At 74.1% G+C, this 14,684-nt stretch carries 15 protein-coding genes; 6 read left to right on the top strand and 9 right to left on the bottom strand.

Annotated features, from left to right (window positions below; all coding sequences use genetic code 11):
* Nucleotides 1-12: 12 nt before the first annotated feature.
* The gene (locus tag ACIQKA_RS08775) at nt 13-1,038 is read right to left on the bottom strand and encodes an aldo/keto reductase (protein ID WP_383151145.1); all 1,026 of its coding nucleotides are present in this window, start codon (nt 1,036-1,038) and stop codon (nt 13-15) included.
* Nucleotides 1,035-1,484 (bottom strand): MerR family transcriptional regulator, encoded by a 450-nt coding sequence (locus ACIQKA_RS08780; protein ID WP_402540492.1) that lies wholly within the window; start codon nt 1,482-1,484, stop codon nt 1,035-1,037. The genes ACIQKA_RS08775 and ACIQKA_RS08780 overlap by 4 nt, the downstream gene beginning before the upstream one ends.
* A gap of 70 nt (nt 1,485-1,554) precedes the next feature.
* Between ACIQKA_RS08780 and ACIQKA_RS08785 the strand changes: the two genes are divergently transcribed.
* A complete protein-coding gene (locus ACIQKA_RS08785; protein WP_383151143.1) occupies nt 1,555-2,421 on the top strand; it encodes a serine hydrolase domain-containing protein in 867 nt (288 codons plus the stop codon).
* Nucleotides 2,422-2,471: 50 nt separating this feature from the next.
* Entirely contained in the window at nt 2,472-2,744 is a 273-nt protein-coding gene (locus ACIQKA_RS08790) for a hypothetical protein (protein ID WP_383151142.1), read from the top strand.
* A 68-nt stretch (nt 2,745-2,812) separates the two neighbouring features.
* Here ACIQKA_RS08790 and ACIQKA_RS08795 read toward each other — a convergent pair whose 3' ends face one another.
* Genes ACIQKA_RS08795 through ACIQKA_RS08815 form a run of 5 tightly spaced genes read right to left on the bottom strand, consistent with a single transcriptional unit; the run spans nt 2,813 to nt 8,606 of the window.
* Nucleotides 2,813-3,406, bottom strand: coding sequence for a hypothetical protein (locus ACIQKA_RS08795; protein WP_383431800.1), 594 nt, complete (start codon nt 3,404-3,406; stop codon nt 2,813-2,815).
* Nucleotides 3,403-4,893 carry an ATP-binding protein gene (locus tag ACIQKA_RS08800; protein ID WP_383440746.1) on the bottom strand — a complete coding sequence of 497 codons (1,491 nt, stop codon included), beginning with the start codon at nt 4,891-4,893 and terminating at the stop codon, nt 3,403-3,405. Before ACIQKA_RS08800 ends, ACIQKA_RS08795 begins: the two co-directional genes overlap by 4 nt.
* Nucleotides 4,890-5,573 carry a response regulator gene (locus ACIQKA_RS08805; RefSeq protein ID WP_383151139.1) on the bottom strand — a complete coding sequence of 228 codons (684 nt, stop codon included), beginning with the start codon at nt 5,571-5,573 and terminating at the stop codon, nt 4,890-4,892. Before ACIQKA_RS08805 ends, ACIQKA_RS08800 begins: the two co-directional genes overlap by 4 nt.
* A gap of 34 nt (nt 5,574-5,607) precedes the next feature.
* Nucleotides 5,608-7,431: a murein biosynthesis integral membrane protein MurJ gene (murJ, locus tag ACIQKA_RS08810; RefSeq protein WP_402540493.1), complete on the bottom strand. Its 1,824-nt coding sequence runs from the start codon at nt 7,429-7,431 to the stop codon at nt 5,608-5,610.
* The gene (locus ACIQKA_RS08815; protein WP_383151137.1) at nt 7,428-8,606 is read right to left on the bottom strand and encodes a lipid II:glycine glycyltransferase FemX; all 1,179 of its coding nucleotides are present in this window, start codon (nt 8,604-8,606) and stop codon (nt 7,428-7,430) included. Before ACIQKA_RS08815 ends, murJ begins: the two co-directional genes overlap by 4 nt.
* A 205-nt stretch (nt 8,607-8,811) precedes the next feature.
* Here ACIQKA_RS08815 and ACIQKA_RS08820 point away from each other — a divergent pair, with 205 nt between their 5' ends.
* Complete coding sequence (locus ACIQKA_RS08820) at nt 8,812-9,972, top strand: Ig-like domain-containing protein (RefSeq protein ID WP_383151136.1); 1,161 nt, start codon at nt 8,812-8,814, stop codon at nt 9,970-9,972.
* 66 nt (nt 9,973-10,038) lie between these two features.
* Here the strand turns inward: ACIQKA_RS08820 and ACIQKA_RS08825 are convergent, their stop codons facing one another.
* Together ACIQKA_RS08825 and ACIQKA_RS08830 are read right to left on the bottom strand one after the other, a co-directional pair.
* Nucleotides 10,039-10,449 (bottom strand): hypothetical protein, encoded by a 411-nt coding sequence (locus ACIQKA_RS08825; protein WP_402540494.1) that lies wholly within the window; start codon nt 10,447-10,449, stop codon nt 10,039-10,041.
* Between the two features lie 197 nt (nt 10,450-10,646).
* Nucleotides 10,647-11,303: a pirin family protein gene (locus ACIQKA_RS08830; protein ID WP_402540496.1), complete on the bottom strand. Its 657-nt coding sequence runs from the start codon at nt 11,301-11,303 to the stop codon at nt 10,647-10,649.
* 92 nt (nt 11,304-11,395) lie between these two features.
* Here ACIQKA_RS08830 and ACIQKA_RS08835 point away from each other — a divergent pair, with 92 nt between their 5' ends.
* The 3 genes from ACIQKA_RS08835 to ACIQKA_RS08845 all read left to right on the top strand — a co-directional run bounded on the left by ACIQKA_RS08835 (nt 11,396) and on the right by ACIQKA_RS08845 (nt 14,637).
* Nucleotides 11,396-12,577 carry a helix-turn-helix domain-containing protein gene (locus tag ACIQKA_RS08835; RefSeq protein ID WP_366375733.1) on the top strand — a complete coding sequence of 394 codons (1,182 nt, stop codon included), beginning with the start codon at nt 11,396-11,398 and terminating at the stop codon, nt 12,575-12,577.
* Between the two features lie 89 nt (nt 12,578-12,666).
* Complete coding sequence (locus tag ACIQKA_RS08840; RefSeq protein WP_383151131.1) at nt 12,667-13,587, top strand: ACP S-malonyltransferase; 921 nt, start codon at nt 12,667-12,669, stop codon at nt 13,585-13,587.
* An 18-nt stretch (nt 13,588-13,605) separates the two neighbouring features.
* Nucleotides 13,606-14,637 carry a ketoacyl-ACP synthase III gene (locus ACIQKA_RS08845; protein ID WP_383151130.1) on the top strand — a complete coding sequence of 344 codons (1,032 nt, stop codon included), beginning with the start codon at nt 13,606-13,608 and terminating at the stop codon, nt 14,635-14,637.
* The last annotated feature ends 47 nt before the right edge of the window (nt 14,638-14,684 follow it).

Here is a 14,684-nt window from a genome sequence, read left to right on the forward strand (position 1 = left end):
TCCGCGGGGTGCTCAGACCTCCCGGCCCACCGCCGTGAAGCTCATGTCCGGGTAGCGGTCGCCCGCCACCAGGCCGGCGATCGGCTCCAGCTCGGCCAGTTCGGCGTCGGTGAGGGCGACGCGGGTGGCGGCCGCGTTCTCCAGGAGGCGGGAGCGCTTGCGGGTGCCGGGGATCGGGACGACCGTGAGGCCGTGCACGGAGGCCCGCCGGTGGACCCAGGCGAGGGCGATCTGCGCCGGGGTCGCCCCGTGGGCGGCGGCGATCTTGCGGACCGGGTCGAGGAGGGCGGTGTTCCGCTGCGCGTTCTCGCCGGTGAACCGGGGCTGCTGGGCCCGGAAGTCGCCGCCCTTGAGGTCCTTGGCGGCGTCCGCGAACGCCCCGGTCAGGAAGCCCCGGCCGAGCGGCGAGTACGGCACGACGGTCACGCCGAGGTCGGCGGCGGCGCCGACGGCGCTGCGCTCCACGTCCCGGGAGAAGAGCGACCACTCCGACTGGAGGGCGGCGATCGGGTGCACGGCGTGGGCCTCGCGCAGCTCGGGCCCGGTGACCTCGCTCAGGCCCAGGTGGCGGACCTTGCCCTCCCGGACGAGTTCGGCCATCGCGCCGACGGACTCGGCGAACGGGACCCCGGGGTCGCGGCGGTGCATGTAGTAGAGGTCGATGGTCTCGACGCCGAGGCGGCGCAGGCTGTTCTCGACCGCGTTCCTGATGTACGCCGGGTCGTTGCGGACGCCCCGGTGGGAGGGGTCGTCGGCGCGCCGCTCGATGGCGAACTTGGTGGCGAGGACGACCTCGTCGCGGTGGGCGGCGAGGAAGGGCGCGAGGAACTCCTCGTTGGCGCCGTTGCCGTAGATGTCGGCGGTGTCGATCAGGGTGACGCCGGCCTCCAGGGCCGCGTCGAGGGTGTCGCGGGCGGCGGTCTCGTCGGTGGCGCCGTAGAACTCGCTGATGCCCATGGCACCGAATCCCTGGACGCCGACCTCCGGTCCGTCCTGGCCCCCGAGGCGCACGGTGTCGATCCTGTTCACGCTGGTCATGAAGGTGTTCCTCCGCATGCGGTCCCGTAGTGGGCGATCTTGACGTCGAGCACGGCGAGCGTGTCCCGGAGCTCGGCGACCCGGGCGAGGACGTCCCGCCGGGTGGCCTCCAGGAGCGCGCGCCGCTCCTCACGGGTGTGGTCCCCCGCGCGCACCAGCTCGGCGTACCGGACCATGTCGGCGACCGGCATCCCGGTCAGCCGCAGCTTGCCGACGAAGGCCAGCCAGTCCAGGTCGCGCGAGGTGAAGCGGCGCTGCCCCGTGTGCGAGCGGTCGACGTGCGGCATGAGGCCGATCCGCTCGTACCAGCGCAGGGTGTGCGCCGAGAGACCGGTCAGGGCGGCGACCTCGCCGATGGTGTGGTGCGGCGTCCGGCCGTCACCGGTGGTCGGGCCGCCCGTCGTGCCGCCCACGGCCGTACCGCTCGTGCTCGCGATCGCGCTCATGCCTCCACGCTAGGGGGTTGGAGTGCACTCGAAGCAAGCCCGTTCCCGGAGGGCAAGTAGGCTCGGTCCCATGGAGAGGCCTGTGGAGGGTTCCGTGGAGGACAGCGTGGAGAAGGGTCTGCCGAGCCTGGCGTCGATCGAGGACTGGCCGGTCCCCACCGCGGCCGCCGCCGCGGTCCGCGCGGACGGCACCCTCGCCGGGGCCCACGGCCCCACCGGGCGGCGCTTCCCGCTCGCCTCGGTGACCAAGCCGCTGGCCGCCTACGCGGTGCTCGTCGCGTACGAGGAGGGGGCGATCGACCTGGACGAGCCGGCCGGGCCCGAGGGCTCGACCGTCCGCCACCTCCTCGCCCACACCTCGGGCCTCGCCTTCGACGAGAACCGGGTGCAGGCCGCCCCGGGCACCCGCCGGATCTACTCCAACACCGGCTTCGAGGCCCTCGGCGACCACGTCGCCAAGGCCACCGACATCCCCTTCGCCGACTACCTGCGCCAGGCGGTCCTGGAGCCGCTCGGCATGGCGTCGACGGCCCTGGAGGGCTCGCCGGCCAAGGACGGCGTGTCGACCGTGGACGACCTGGTGCGGTTCGCCGCCGAGGTGCAGGCGCCCCGGCTGCTCGACGCCCGGACCGTCCTGGACGCGATGACCGTGACGCACCCCGGTCTGACCGGCGTCCTGCCCGGCTACGGGCACCAGCGGCCGAACGACTGGGGGCTCGGCTTCGAGATCCGCGACGGGAAGTCCCCGCACTGGACGGGCGCCGGCTCCTCGCCGCGCACCTTCGGGCACTTCGGGCAGTCCGGCACCTTCCTGTGGATCGACCCGGACGCGCGGGCCGCGTGCGTGGCGCTCACCGACCGGCCCTTCGGGCCGTGGGCGGTCGAGGCCTGGCCGGCGTTCACGGACGCGGTCCTGGCGGACCTGCGGGCGGTGTAACGGGCCCGCAGGGGCCGTTTGTCGCGGCCGGGGCGGGCAAAACGGAGTCCATGAGAGGCATCGACTCCGTCATAAGAACCGTGGCCCACGTCCTCGCGGGCATCCTGGTCGTCTGGATCCTCATGGACCTGCTCGACGCCAACCGGGGCAACACCGTCGTCGGCTGGTTCCACTCCGCCGCCGACTGGCTCGCCGGCTGGTCGATCGGGCTCTTCGACGTCTCCGCGCACACCCTCCAGGTGCTGCTCGACTACGGCATCCCCGCGGTCGTCTACGTGGTGATCGCGAACGTCGTCGCGGGCCGGGCGTTCGCCCGCGCCTGAATCCCGTCCGGCGGATCGCGGCCGGGCGGGCGCCGGAACCCGTCCGGCGGATCGGGACCGGACGGGCCCTACCCCTCGCAGCCCGCGGCGGGCAGGGAGCCGTCGGGGCCGGTGACCGTCACCTCGGTCCGGCCCGTCGGGTCCTCCGCGAAGGCGGTCGTGCACACGAGCTGGCGGACGGCCGCCTCCGGGAGCCCCCGCACGGGGAAGGAGACCCGGAGCCGGCGCGTCCGGGCGGACGGTCCGCCGGGCCCGGCCTCCACGCGCGGAGCCCCCTTGCCGCCCTGCGGCAGGGCGGTGGTGGCGCCCGCCGCCGCCTCCCGGTCCACCGGCCCGGCCATCAGCGCGGCGAGGACCTTCTCGGTGGTGACCCGCTCGCGTCGCAGGGCCCCGGCGGAGATCTCGTACTCCGGTCCGAAGCCGTCGTACGGGACCGTCTCGCCGGCCGGGGAGGTGGTGGACGGCCAGGGGCGCCCCGTGTCGCGGACCATCGGCATCATCCGGCCGTCCGGGCCGACGAAGTAGAGCGTCATCCGGTCCTCGGGGACCGGCTGGACGAGGACGGTCGCGGCCCCGCCCGCCTCGACGACGTCGGTCTCCCGTATGCCGCAGCCGGCCAGGACGAGCGGCAGGAGCAGGGCGGCGACCGTCCGGCGCCTCACCGCGGCGTCCGCACGGTGAACACGGCCCCGCCCTCCGGCCGGTTGGCCGCCGTGACGGTGCCGCCGTGGAGCCGCACGTTCTCCAGGGTGATCGCGAGGCCGAGGCCGCTGCCCGCCGAGCGGGTCCTGGCCCGGTCCGCCTTGTAGAAGCGGTCGAAGACGTGCGGCAGGACCTCCGGGTCGATGCCCGGCCCCCGGTCGGACACCTCCGTCACCAGCACGTCCCCCTCCGCGTACAGCCGGACCGTGACGGGCGCCCCGCCGTGCCGCAGGGCGTTGCCGACGAGGTTGGCGACGACGACGTCGAAGCGGCGCGGGTCGAGCCGGGCCCTGATCCCCTCGGCCAGCTGCGGGACGACCCGCGCCGGGTCGTCCCAGTGGCGGTGCTGGAGGGTCTTGCGGACGCAGTCGGCGGCGTCGACCTCGTCCGTGTGCAGCTCGGCGGCGCGCGCGTCGAAGCGGGAGATCTCCATCAGGTCCTCGACGAGGACGGCGAGCTTCCCGGTCTCGGCGCTGATCAGGCGGACCGCGCGGGCGGTGTCGCTGTCGAGGCTCCCGGCGTCCTCGTCCAGGACCTCGGTGACGGCGAGCATCCCGGCGAGCGGGGTGCGCAGCTCGTGCGAGACGTCGGAGGCGAAGCGGCGGGCGCGGGCCTCGGCCTCGCGGAGTTCGGTGACGGAGCGTTCGAGCCGGGCGGCCGACTCGTTGAACGTGCGGGCCAGATCGGAGAGTTCGTCGCTGCCCTTGGCGTGGATGCGGGTGTCGAGGCGGCCCTGTCCCATGTTGTGGGCGGCGTGCCGCAGCTCCCGCACGGGCCGCAGGACGCCCCGGGCGGCGAGGAGCGCGGGGATCAGGGCGACGGCGAGGGCGGGCAGGGCGCCGTCGCGGGCGGCGGTGACCATGGCCTCGACGTTGGCCTCCTCCTCGTTCAGCTCCATGACGGCGTAGAGGACGAGGCCGGTGGGCCGGGCGGTTCCCTCGGGGTGGGTCAGGAAGACGGCGGGGACGGCGATGGTCAGGTAGGGGGTGCCGTTCTTCACGACCCGCTGGAATCCGGCGTGCGGGGAGGCGTCCCGGGCCTGGGCGCGGGCCCGCAGTTCGGGGGTGATGACGGAGGAGGCGGGCCGGTCGGTGGAGGAGACGCGGACGGTGCCGTACTCGGCGTAGACGCGCCAGGGGCGGGGCTTGCCCTGGCGGGCGATCCGGAGGGCCGCGTCCCGCAGCGAGCCGGCGTCGACGGGCAGGCTGACGTACAGCTCGTCGACCTGCTCGCGGAAGGCGGAGACGGCGGTGTTCTGGGTCTGCTCCAGGACGGCGTTGCGGGCGGCCCGGTAGGTGAGGGCGGCGGTGGTGCCGCAGCCGACGGCGGCGACGAGCAGGAAGGCGAGGACGAGCCGGGTGCGCAGCCCGAAGGGGTGCGGGCGCAGACGCGGGGCGCGGGCCCGGCGGGACCCGGGGGCCCCGCCCCTCCGCGTGCGGAGCCTCACAGCGGTCCGAAGCGGTAGCCGAAGCCGCGCAGGGTCTGGATGTAGCGGGGTTCGCCGGGGACGTCCTCGATCTTGTTCCGGAGCCGGCGGACGCAGGCGTCGACCAGCCGGGCGTCCCCGTGGTAGCTGTGCTCCCAGACGTGTTCGAGGAGCTGCTGCCGGCTGAAGACCTGCTCGGGGGCGGCGGAGAGGTGGAGCAGCAGCTTCATCTCGGAGGGGGCGAGGGCGATCGGTTCGCCCGCCTTGGCGACGGTGAGCCCGGCCCGGTCGACGGCCAGCTCCCCGTGGACCTCGACGGCGGACCGCCCGGAGCCGGGCTCCTCGATCCGGCGGAGCACGGCCCGGATGCGCGCCTCGATGACCTCGGTGCGGGCGGGCTTGACGATGTAGTCGTCGGCTCCGGCCTCCAGGCCGACGACGACGTCGAAGTCGTCGCCCCGGGCGGTCAGCATGATGATCGGGAGCTGGCTGTCCTCCCGGACCCGGCGGCAGACCTGGACGCCGTTCATGCCGGGCAGCATCAGGTCGAGCAGGAGCAGGTCCGGCCGGAACTCGCCGAGCGCGGCGAGCCCCGCCTCCCCGGTGGGCGCGGTCCGCACCTCGTGCCCGCGCCGCCGCAGCCCGAGTTCGACCCCCTCGCGCACGGAGGGGTCGTCTTCTATCAGGAGCACGCGGGGCATGTCGTGGAGTATCCCAAGGTCGTCGGGGCGGGGGTCACGCGCGGGGCACGGGGCGGCGGAGGCGTCCCGTGAGCCTGTCGAGCAGGTCCCGCACCCCGGTGAGGCGCAGGGGCCGGGCCAGGACGGCGAAGACGGCGAGGATCGTGAGCGCCCCGGCGGTCCCGGCGGGCACGGCCCCGGCCGGGCCGACCAGGTCGGTGACGAGGAGTCCGTACCCGGCGGCGGGCACGGCGGCGACGAGGAGCCGCGCGAGCCCGGCGACGGAGCCCCCGGCGCCGTCCGCGCTCCCGGCGGCCCCGGTCCCCCCGGCTCCCCCGAGCCGCCGCCGCAGCACGTACGCCGTCACGCCCCAGCCCGCCCACAGCGCCAGCGAGTACGCCCCCGCCATCCCGGCGACGGCCCAGTGGGCGGGCAGCAGGAGGTACGCGGAGAAGGAGAGGCCCGCGTTCAGCCCGGCGATCACCAGGTTGAGCAGGAAGGGGGTGCGGGTGTCGCGCAGGGCGTAGAAGGCGCGGGTGCAGACGTACTGGCCGGAGAGGGCCACGAGGCCGGGCGCGAGGGCCATCAGGATCCAGGACATCGCGCGGATGTCGCCGTCGTCCGTCGCCCCGTACCGGAAGACCACCGTCATCAGGGGCACGGCGAGCGCGAGGAGCGCGCAGGCGGCGGGCACGACGGCGGCGGAGCTGGTCCGCAGCGCGTACGAGACGTCCCGCCGGACCCCGGCGAGGTCGCCGTCGGCCGCGGCCCCGCTCATCCGGGGCAGCAGCGCGGTCACCAGGGAGACGGTGACGATCCCGTGCGGCACGGCCCACAGCAGATAGGCGTTGTTGTACCCGGCGAGGCCCGAACCGCCGCCGGTCGCCGAGCCGCCCGCCGAGGTGGCGATCCAGGTGGTCACCCAGTACGCGCCCTGGTTGGTGAGGACGAGCAGCACCAGCCAGCCGGCCGACCGCAGCGGGGCGGCGAGGCCGCTGCCGCGCCAGTCGAAGCGGGGCCGCCAGCGGAACCCGGCGGCGCGCAGAGGGGGGACGAGGGCCAGGGCCTGGAGCGCGATCCCGGCGGTGGTGCCCCATCCGAGGAGCGCGGTCTCCCCCGCGCTGAGCGCGCCCCCGTCGCTCACGGCCAGGAAGAGGCCGAAGACCGCCACCACGACCACGTTGTTGAGGACGGGCGTCCACATCATGGCGCCGAACCGGCCCCGGGCGTTGAGGACCTGTCCGAGGAGCGTGAAGAGCCCGAGGAAGAGGATCTGCGGGAGGCAGGCGCGGGCGAAGGCGACGGTCATCTCCCGCTGCGCGCCCGTGTAGTCGGTGTACGCGTCGACGACGAGCGGCGCGGCGAGCACGGCTGCGGCGGTGAGCACGACGAGGGCGAGCGCGCACAGCGTGAGCAGCCGGTCGGTGTAGGCGACGCCGCCGTCCTCGTGCTCCTTGGCGGCCTTGACCAGCTCGGGGACGAAGACGGCGTTGAGGGCGCCGCCCAGGAGCAGGGTGTAGATGATCGTGGGGACGGAGTTCCCGACCGCGTAGCCGTCGGCGACGACGGCCGCGCCGAGCGCGGCGGCGACGACGGAGGCGCGGACGAAGCCGGTCGCGCGGGAGACGAGCGACCCGGCGGCCATGAGGGCGCCGCTGCGGAGGGCGGAGGGGGCTTTCGCGCCCGGGTCTTTCGCGGCATCCGGGATGCCCGGAGTGTCCGGAGCGCGCGTGGGGTCCGACGCGCTCGGGGCGGCCGGGGTGCCCGGGGAGGCAGAGGCGGTCGGGGTGGCAGAGGTGGCCGAAGTGGCTGGAGTGGCCGGGGAACCCGGAGCGTCCGGAACGTCCGGGGTGCCCGCCACGGACACGGGTGCCGTCATCGGCGGGCCATGTAGGTCTGGAAGGCGCGGTAGAGCGCCTGGTTGGTCGTGCCCCGCATCGGTGTCTCCCACTCCCCCAGCGTCTCGACGACCCGGCCGCCCGTGCCGAGCTTCCAGCGGAGGAGGCCGTGGGCACGGTCGTCCGGGTCGAGGGTGGAGGGTACCCCGCGCAGGTCGTAGACGGCGGCGCCGAGGGCGTGGGCGTCGAGCAGCATGCGCCACTGGAGGGCGTTGGAGGGGCGGACCTCGCGCCGGTGGTCGGCGGAGGCGCCGGTCTGGTACCAGACGCGTCCGCCCACGGTGACCATGGTGTGCGCGGCGAGGACCTCGCCCTCGTGGCGGGCCAGGTAGAGCTTCATCCGTCCCGGCTCCTCGGCGTTGAGGGCGGCGTACTGGCGCTCGTAGTACGCGAGGGACCGCCCGAGCCGGAACCCGTCCCGCTCCTCGGTGATCCGCAGCAGCCGGTAGAACTCGGGCAGGTCGGCGGCGGAGCCGACCGTGACCTCGACGCCGGCCTTGCGGGCCTTCCGCACGTTCCTGCGCCACTCCTGGTTGAGCCCGGACCACAGGTCGTCGGCGCTGCGGCCGGTCAGCGGGACCTGGAAGACGTGCCGGGGCTGGGCGTCGGCGCCGTCCTCGGAGTCGCCGCCGCAGCGCCGCCAGCCCCGGGCCCGGAGGCGTTCGGCGACGGCGGTGCCGAGCGGGTCGACCTCGTCGGCGAGGACGTCGGAGATCCTGCGGCCGGTCCCGGCGGCGGCCTTGACGGTGGAGGCGTTCCAGCGGCGGTGGGCGGGGCCGGGACCGATGCGCACGGCGAAGGCGCCGGAGGCCCTCAGGTGCCCGAGGAGCGGCCCGAGCCACCCGTCCAGGTCGGGGTCGGCCCAGTCGGCGACGGGCCCTTCGGGGAGGTAGGCGAAGTACTTGCGGGTGCCGGGGAAGGGCCGCAGGAGCACCAGTGCGACGCCCGTCGGCGCGCCTCCTGCGGGCCCCCAGCCCACCAGTTGGTGGCACCACCCCTCCTTCACCCGGGCCCACGCGGGCACTTGGAGGAAGCTGGGCCCGTCCGCGCCGGTCCGGGTCGCGAGGAACGCCCGGTAGGCCTCGGGCGTCACGGGACCGAGCCGGAGCGGAGCGGGCCGGTCGACGGGCGCGGCCGTCACGAGCGACGCTGACACAACGGGGCCTCCTGGTTCCGCCCCTCGGTGGTGGGGCGCACAGCAGGCTCACAGCCGAATGCGACGGAGCCGCGCGGCGTGTGTGACCGGACGATGACCGTTCCGTCGCAGCACACGTCACACGGGCGTTCGGAAACCTCCGAGCCGTTCCGGCCGTCCTAGAGTCCGGAACATCCCACTCTCTCCCCACCCGCGGAGGCCTTCCGTGCTGCCGATACGCACATCCCGTCCCACCCTCGCCGCCGTCGCCCTGGCGGTCTCCCTCACGGCCTGCTCGGCCCAGGCGGCGGACAGGTCCCCGGCGGAGCGGTCCCCGGCGCCACCGGCGAAGGTGACGGTCGTGGACAGGGCGGCGGGCAAGCCGGTGACGGTGACGGCCACGGGCGGCAAGCTGGCCGCGGTGAAGGTCACCGACGCGAAGGGCGGCGCCCTCCCCGGCCGCGTGGACGCGAGCGGCACGCGCTGGACGTCGGACCGCAGGGCGGCCCCGGGCACCTCGTACACGGTGGAGGTCACGGCCGGCGGCGCCGACGGCAAGGAGACGACGACCCGTTCGTCCTTCTCGACGCCGGACCCCGAGAAGGTCAACAAGCTGACGCTGGCCCCGGGCAAGAACACCACCGTGGGCATCGCCCACCCCCTCTCGATCGTCTTCGACCACCCGGTGACGAAGAAGGCGGACGTCGAGAGGCAGCTCAAGGTGACGACCTCGAACGGCACCGAGGGCTCCTGGGGCTGGGTGAAGGACTGGTCGGGCCGGGACAGGGCGGACTGGCGGCCGAAGGAGTACTGGAAGCCGGGCACGAAGGTCACCCTCGAAGCGGCCCTGAACGGCACGGACTCGGGCGGCGGCTGGTTCGTGCGGGACTACGCGACTGGCTTCACGGTGGGCGACGCGCAGGTGGTGAAGGTGGACCTGGACAGCCACCGGCTCACGGTCCTGAAGAACGGCGGCGCCGTCCGCACGATCCCGGTCTCCGGCGGCACCCCGGGCGGCGACAAGCGCTCCTGGCGGGGCACGGCCGTCCTGATGGCGAAGGAGGGCACCATCAACATGAACTCGGAGACCGTCGGCCTGGGCGACGCCTACGACAAGATGGTCGACTACTCGATGCGCCTGACCTGGTCGGGCATGTACGCCCACGCGGCCCCGTGGAACGCCCGCTACTTCGGCAACGCCAACCACAGTTCGGGCTGCATCGGCATGAGCGACGAGAACGCGGCCGCGCTCTACGCCCTGGTGAAGCCGGGCGACCCGTTCGAGATCAAGGGCGCCGACACGAAGGGCACGGTCGCCGAGGGCAACGGGTACGGCGCGTGGAACGTGAGCTGGGCGGACTGGAAGGCGAAGAGCGCGCTGAGCTGAGTCCCGCTCCCCGGCGGGCGGTTCCCGGGGGCGGTTCGGACGGTGCGCGCCTCCGGCCCGCGTTCCTCAGGCCGTCCTCCCGTACCGGCTTTCCATCAGGAGTCCGGCGAGCACGAACAGCAGGGAAAGCGCCGCCGTCGCGGCCAGGGGCGTCAGGCGGATCGCCGCCGAACCCACGAGGGTGAGGAACTGCACCGCTGCCGCGACGAGGAACGGGCGGGTCGCCGTCGGCCCGCCCGCCAGGGCCCGCGCCAACCGGTACAGGACCCAGAGGCCGAGCACGGTGACGACGGCTCCCGCCGCGAGGGAGACGGGGACCGTCAGGCCGGCACCGCTCGTGCCCGCCCCGGGGCCGTCCGGGCCGATCCCGTCGGCGAAGACCGGGAAGAACCAGAAGAGATAGGCGGCGCTGAGCAGCGCCTGCGCCAGCAGGACGAGCAGCGCGGCCACCAGCGTGAGTCGACGGGCGTGGCGCATCTGCCGTTCTCCGTATCGGTGCGTGCGGCGGTGGAGGTCTCCGTCGCCGACGGACGGGAGACGGCGGAGACGGCAACGGCGAAAGCCTCGTCGAACGTCCGTCCGGGATCCGCCGTCGGGAGCTTAGCCTGCTCCTCTACGTCCGGATCTTCGTTTCGCGTGGACGCCCGGGCCTTCGATCCGCGTGCCGGCCGGCCTCAGCCCGCGTGCCCCATCTCCCACACCAGCACCTCCGCGTCGTCGGTCGCGAGCAGGACGAGGTCCTTCTCGGCGGTGGCGCGGGCCGCGTCGCCCGGGGCGAGTTCCCCGGTGCCGACGCGCACCGTGCCGCGCGTCACGTGGACGTAGAGGGAGCCGGCGTCCGGGAGCGGGGCGCGTTCGCCCTTCGCCAGGCGGTGGACGCGGAGGGTCGCGCCCGGCACCTCGTGCACGAGGTCCCCTCCCGTGCCGCGCACCACCTCGTACGCCGGCTCCCCGCCGAACGACGGCGGGGCGAGCCACATCTGCACGAAGACCAGGGGGGCGCCGGCGTCGTTGCGTTCGACGTGGCGGACGCCGGCCGCCGCGCTCAGGTGCTGGAGGTCGCCCGCGCGGACGACCGTCGCGCGGCCCGTCGAGTCGCGGTGGGTGAGCTCGCCCTCCACGACCCAGGTGACGATCTCGGTGTGGCTGTGCGGGTGCTCGTCGAATCCGGCCCCCGGGGCGAGCCGTTCCTCGTTGCAGGCGATCAGCGAACCGAAGCGGAGGTTGTCGGGGTCGTAGTGCGGGCCGAAGGAAAAGGCGTGCCGGGTGTCGACGCCGGTCGCCGGGTCGCCGCCGGGGTACCGCTCGTCCGCGCGCTGGATGCGTATCACGGGTTCCACCGTAGCCACCCGGCCGCCCCCCGCCGGAGGCGAACCCGCCCCGACCCCGCACGTCGGCGTCCGGATAAGGCAGTCTTGTCCCCGTGCCTGAACCCGTGAACGCCTCCCATCCGCACGCCGCGACCCTGAAGCGCCTGGAGCAGTCCTCCGGGCGGCTGGCCGCCGGCGCCATCGCCCGCATGGACGAGACGCTGCCGTGGTACCGCGCGATGCCGCCCGAGAACCGGTCGTGGATCGGGCTCGTCGCCCAGGCCGGCATCGCCGCGTTCACCGAGTGGTTCCGGCACCCGGAGACGCCGCAGGCGATCTCGACGGACGTCTTCGGCACCGCGCCCCGCGAGCTGACCCGGGCGATCACCCTGCGCCAGACCGTGGAGATGGTCCGGACCACCATCGAGGTGATGGAGTCGGCGATCGAGGAGGTCGCCGCCCCGGGCGACGAGTCGGTGCTCCGCGAGGCGCTCCTCGTCTACGCCCGGGAGATCGCCTTCGCGACGGCCCAGGTGTACGCGCAGGCCGCCGAGGCCCGGGGCGCGTGGGACGCGCGCCTGGAGTCCCTCGTGGTGAACGCCGTGCTGTCCGGCGAGGCGGACGAGGGCGCGGTGTCGCGGGCCGCCGCCCTCGGCTGGAACTCCCCGGACCACGTGTGCGTGCTGCTCGGCACGGCCCCGGACGGGGACAGCGAGCTGACGGTGGAGGCGATCCGCCGGGCGGCCCGGCACGCCAAGCTCCAGGTGCTCACCGGGGTCCTCGGGAACCGGCTCGTCGTGATCGCGGGCGGCGACGACAACCCCCTCGCGGTGGCGAAGGCCCTGATCGGGCCGTACGCGCCGGGCCCGGTGGTGGCCGGTCCGGTGGTCCCCGACCTGCTCGCGGCGACGCGTTCCGCGCAGGCCGCCGCGGCCGGTCTGAAGGCCTGCTCGGCCTGGCAGGACGCCCCGCGTCCGGTCCTCGCGGACGACCTCCTGCCGGAGCGCGCCATCGCCTCCGACCCTTCGGCGCGCGAGCAGTTGGTGGAGGAGATCTACAGACCGCTGGAGGAAGCCGGGTCGGCGCTTCTGGAAACTCTCAGTGTCTACCTGGAGCAGGCGAGCAGCCTGGAAGGCGCGGCGCGGATGCTCTTCGTCCACCCGAATACCGTGCGCTACCGGCTTCGACGTGTGACCGACGTCACCGGCTGGTCACCCTCCGACGTCCGCTCCGCCTTCACCCTGCGGATCGCGCTCATCCTGGGACGCTTGGCCGACGGCGAGACGCAGTCCTAGACTTTTGTCGAACACCAACAATTCCCCCGACGGTTCTTCGTCCTTGTCCCCACGGGCGCTCGGAGCCGTCCCCAAGAGAGAGTGTGAGGGTGCTCGTACTCGTCGCTCCCGGCCAAGGCGCTCAGACGCCCGGCTTCCTGACCCCCTGGCTCGAACTCCCCGGCGCCGCCGACCGCGTGGCGGCCTGGTCCGACGCCATCGGGCTCGACCTCGCCCACTACGGCACGAAGGCGGACGCGGACGAGATCCGCGACACCGCCGTGGCACAGCCCCTGCTCGTCGCCGCCGGCCTGCTCTCCGCGGCCGCGCTCGGTGACGACCTCGCGCCCGGCGTCGTCGCCGGTCACAGCGTCGGCGAGTTCACCGCGGCCGCGTTCGCGGGCGTCCTCGACGACACGGCGGCGCTGCGGCTCGTCCGGACCCGCGGACTCGCGATGGCGGAGGCCGCCGCGATCACGGCGACCGGCATGTCGGCGCTGCTCGGCGGCGACCCCGAGGTCACCGTCCCGCACCTGGAGAAGCTCGGCCTGACGGCCGCCAACGTGAACGGCGCGGGCCAGATCGTGGCCGCCGGCACCCTGGAGGAGCTGGCCGCCCTGGAGGCGGACAAGCCCGAGGGCGTCCGCCGGGTCGTGGCGCTCAAGGTCGCCGGCGCCTTCCACACCCGCCACATGGCCCCGGCCGTGGCGAAGCTGGAGGAGGCCGCGGCGCTGCTGTCGCCGGCCGCCCCGACCACCCGCTACGTCTCCAACAAGGACGGGAAGGTCGTCTCGGACGGTGCCGAGATCGTGGCCCGCCTGGTCGGCCAGGTCGCCAACCCGGTCCGCTGGGACCTGTGCATGGAGACCTTCCACGACCTGGGCGCGACGGCGCTGATCGAGGTGTGCCCCGGCGGCACCCTGACCGGCATCGCCAAGCGGGCCCTGCCGGGCGTGGCCACGGTCGCCCTGAAGACTCCCGACGACCTGGACGCGGCCCGTACGCTCATCGCCGAGCACGCGGCCGTCTGACGAGGAGTGTCGAGAAGCATGTCGAAGATCAAGCCCAGCAAGGGCGCCCCGTACGCGCGGATCCTCGGCGTGGGCGGTTACCGTCCCACGCGGGTCGTGCCCAACGAGGTGATCCTCGAGACGATCGACTCGTCCGACGAGTGGATCCGCTCGCGCTCCGGCATCGCCACCCGGCACTGGGCCTCTCCGGAGGAGACCGTCGCCGCGATGTCGGTGGAGGCCTCCGGGAAGGCCATCGCGGACGCCGGGATCAGCCCGGAGCAGATCGGCGCCGTGGTCGTCTCCACGGTGTCGCACTTCCACCAGACCCCGGCCATCGCGACGGAGATCGCGGACCGGATCGGCGCGGGCAAGCCCGCCGCGTTCGACATCTCGGCCGGCTGCGCGGGCTTCGGCTACGGCCTGACCCTCGCCAAGGGCATGATCGTCGAGGGTTCGGCGGAGTACGTGCTCGTCATCGGCGTCGAGCGGCTGAGCGACCTGACGGACCTGGAGGACCGCGCGACGGCCTTCCTGTTCGGCGACGGCGCCGGCGCCGTGATCGTCGGCCCGTCGGACGAGCCGCACATCGGCCCCACGGTCTGGGGTTCCGAGGGCGACAAGTCCGAGACGATCAAGCAGACGGTCCCGTGGAACGACTTCCGCGTCGGCGACGTCTCGCAGCTCCCGCTCAACGAGCGGGGCGAGATCAAGTTCCCCGCCATCACGCAGGAGGGCCAGGCGGTCTTCCGCTGGGCCGTCTTCGAGATGGCGAAGGTCGCCCAGCAGGCCCTGGACGCCGCCGGCATCTCGGCGGACGACCTGGACGTCTTCATCCCGCACCAGGCGAACATGCGGATCATCGACTCGATGGTGAAGACCTTGAAGCTGCCGGAGCACGTCACGGTCGCCCGTGACGTGGAGACCACCGGCAACACCTCGGCCGCCTCGATCCCGCTCGCGATGGAGCGGCTCCTGGCGACCGGGAAGGCGAAGAGCGGCGACACCGCGCTCGTCATCGGCTTCGGGGCGGGTCTCGTCTACGCCGCGACGGTCGTTACCCTCCCCTAGGCACCCGGATCTCCCGGAAGTCCCTTACCGAAGCAATCACAGAAGGA

The organism is Streptomyces sp. NPDC092045 (assembly GCF_044756005.1).
In the GTDB taxonomy this organism is placed as follows: domain Bacteria; phylum Actinomycetota; class Actinomycetes; order Streptomycetales; family Streptomycetaceae; genus Streptomyces.

Bases quoted from the DNA above. Each gene is read 5' to 3' on its own strand.
- murJ (WP_402540493.1), bottom strand. From the start codon at position 7,431: ATGACGGCACCCGTGTCCGTGGCGGGCACCCCGGACGTTCCGGACGCT.
- ACIQKA_RS08825 (WP_402540494.1), bottom strand. From the start codon at position 10,449: ATGCGCCACGCCCGTCGACTCACGCTGGTGGCCGCGCTGCTCGTCCTG.
- ACIQKA_RS08785 (WP_383151143.1), top strand. From the start codon at position 1,555: ATGGAGAGGCCTGTGGAGGGTTCCGTGGAGGACAGCGTGGAGAAGGGT.
- ACIQKA_RS08805 (WP_383151139.1), bottom strand. From the start codon at position 5,573: ATGCCCCGCGTGCTCCTGATAGAAGACGACCCCTCCGTGCGCGAGGGG.
- ACIQKA_RS08845 (WP_383151130.1), top strand. From the start codon at position 13,606: ATGTCGAAGATCAAGCCCAGCAAGGGCGCCCCGTACGCGCGGATCCTC.
- ACIQKA_RS08790 (WP_383151142.1), top strand. From the start codon at position 2,472: ATGAGAGGCATCGACTCCGTCATAAGAACCGTGGCCCACGTCCTCGCG.
- ACIQKA_RS08780 (WP_402540492.1), bottom strand. From the start codon at position 1,484: ATGAGCGCGATCGCGAGCACGAGCGGTACGGCCGTGGGCGGCACGACG.
- ACIQKA_RS08775 (WP_383151145.1), bottom strand. From the start codon at position 1,038: ATGACCAGCGTGAACAGGATCGACACCGTGCGCCTCGGGGGCCAGGAC.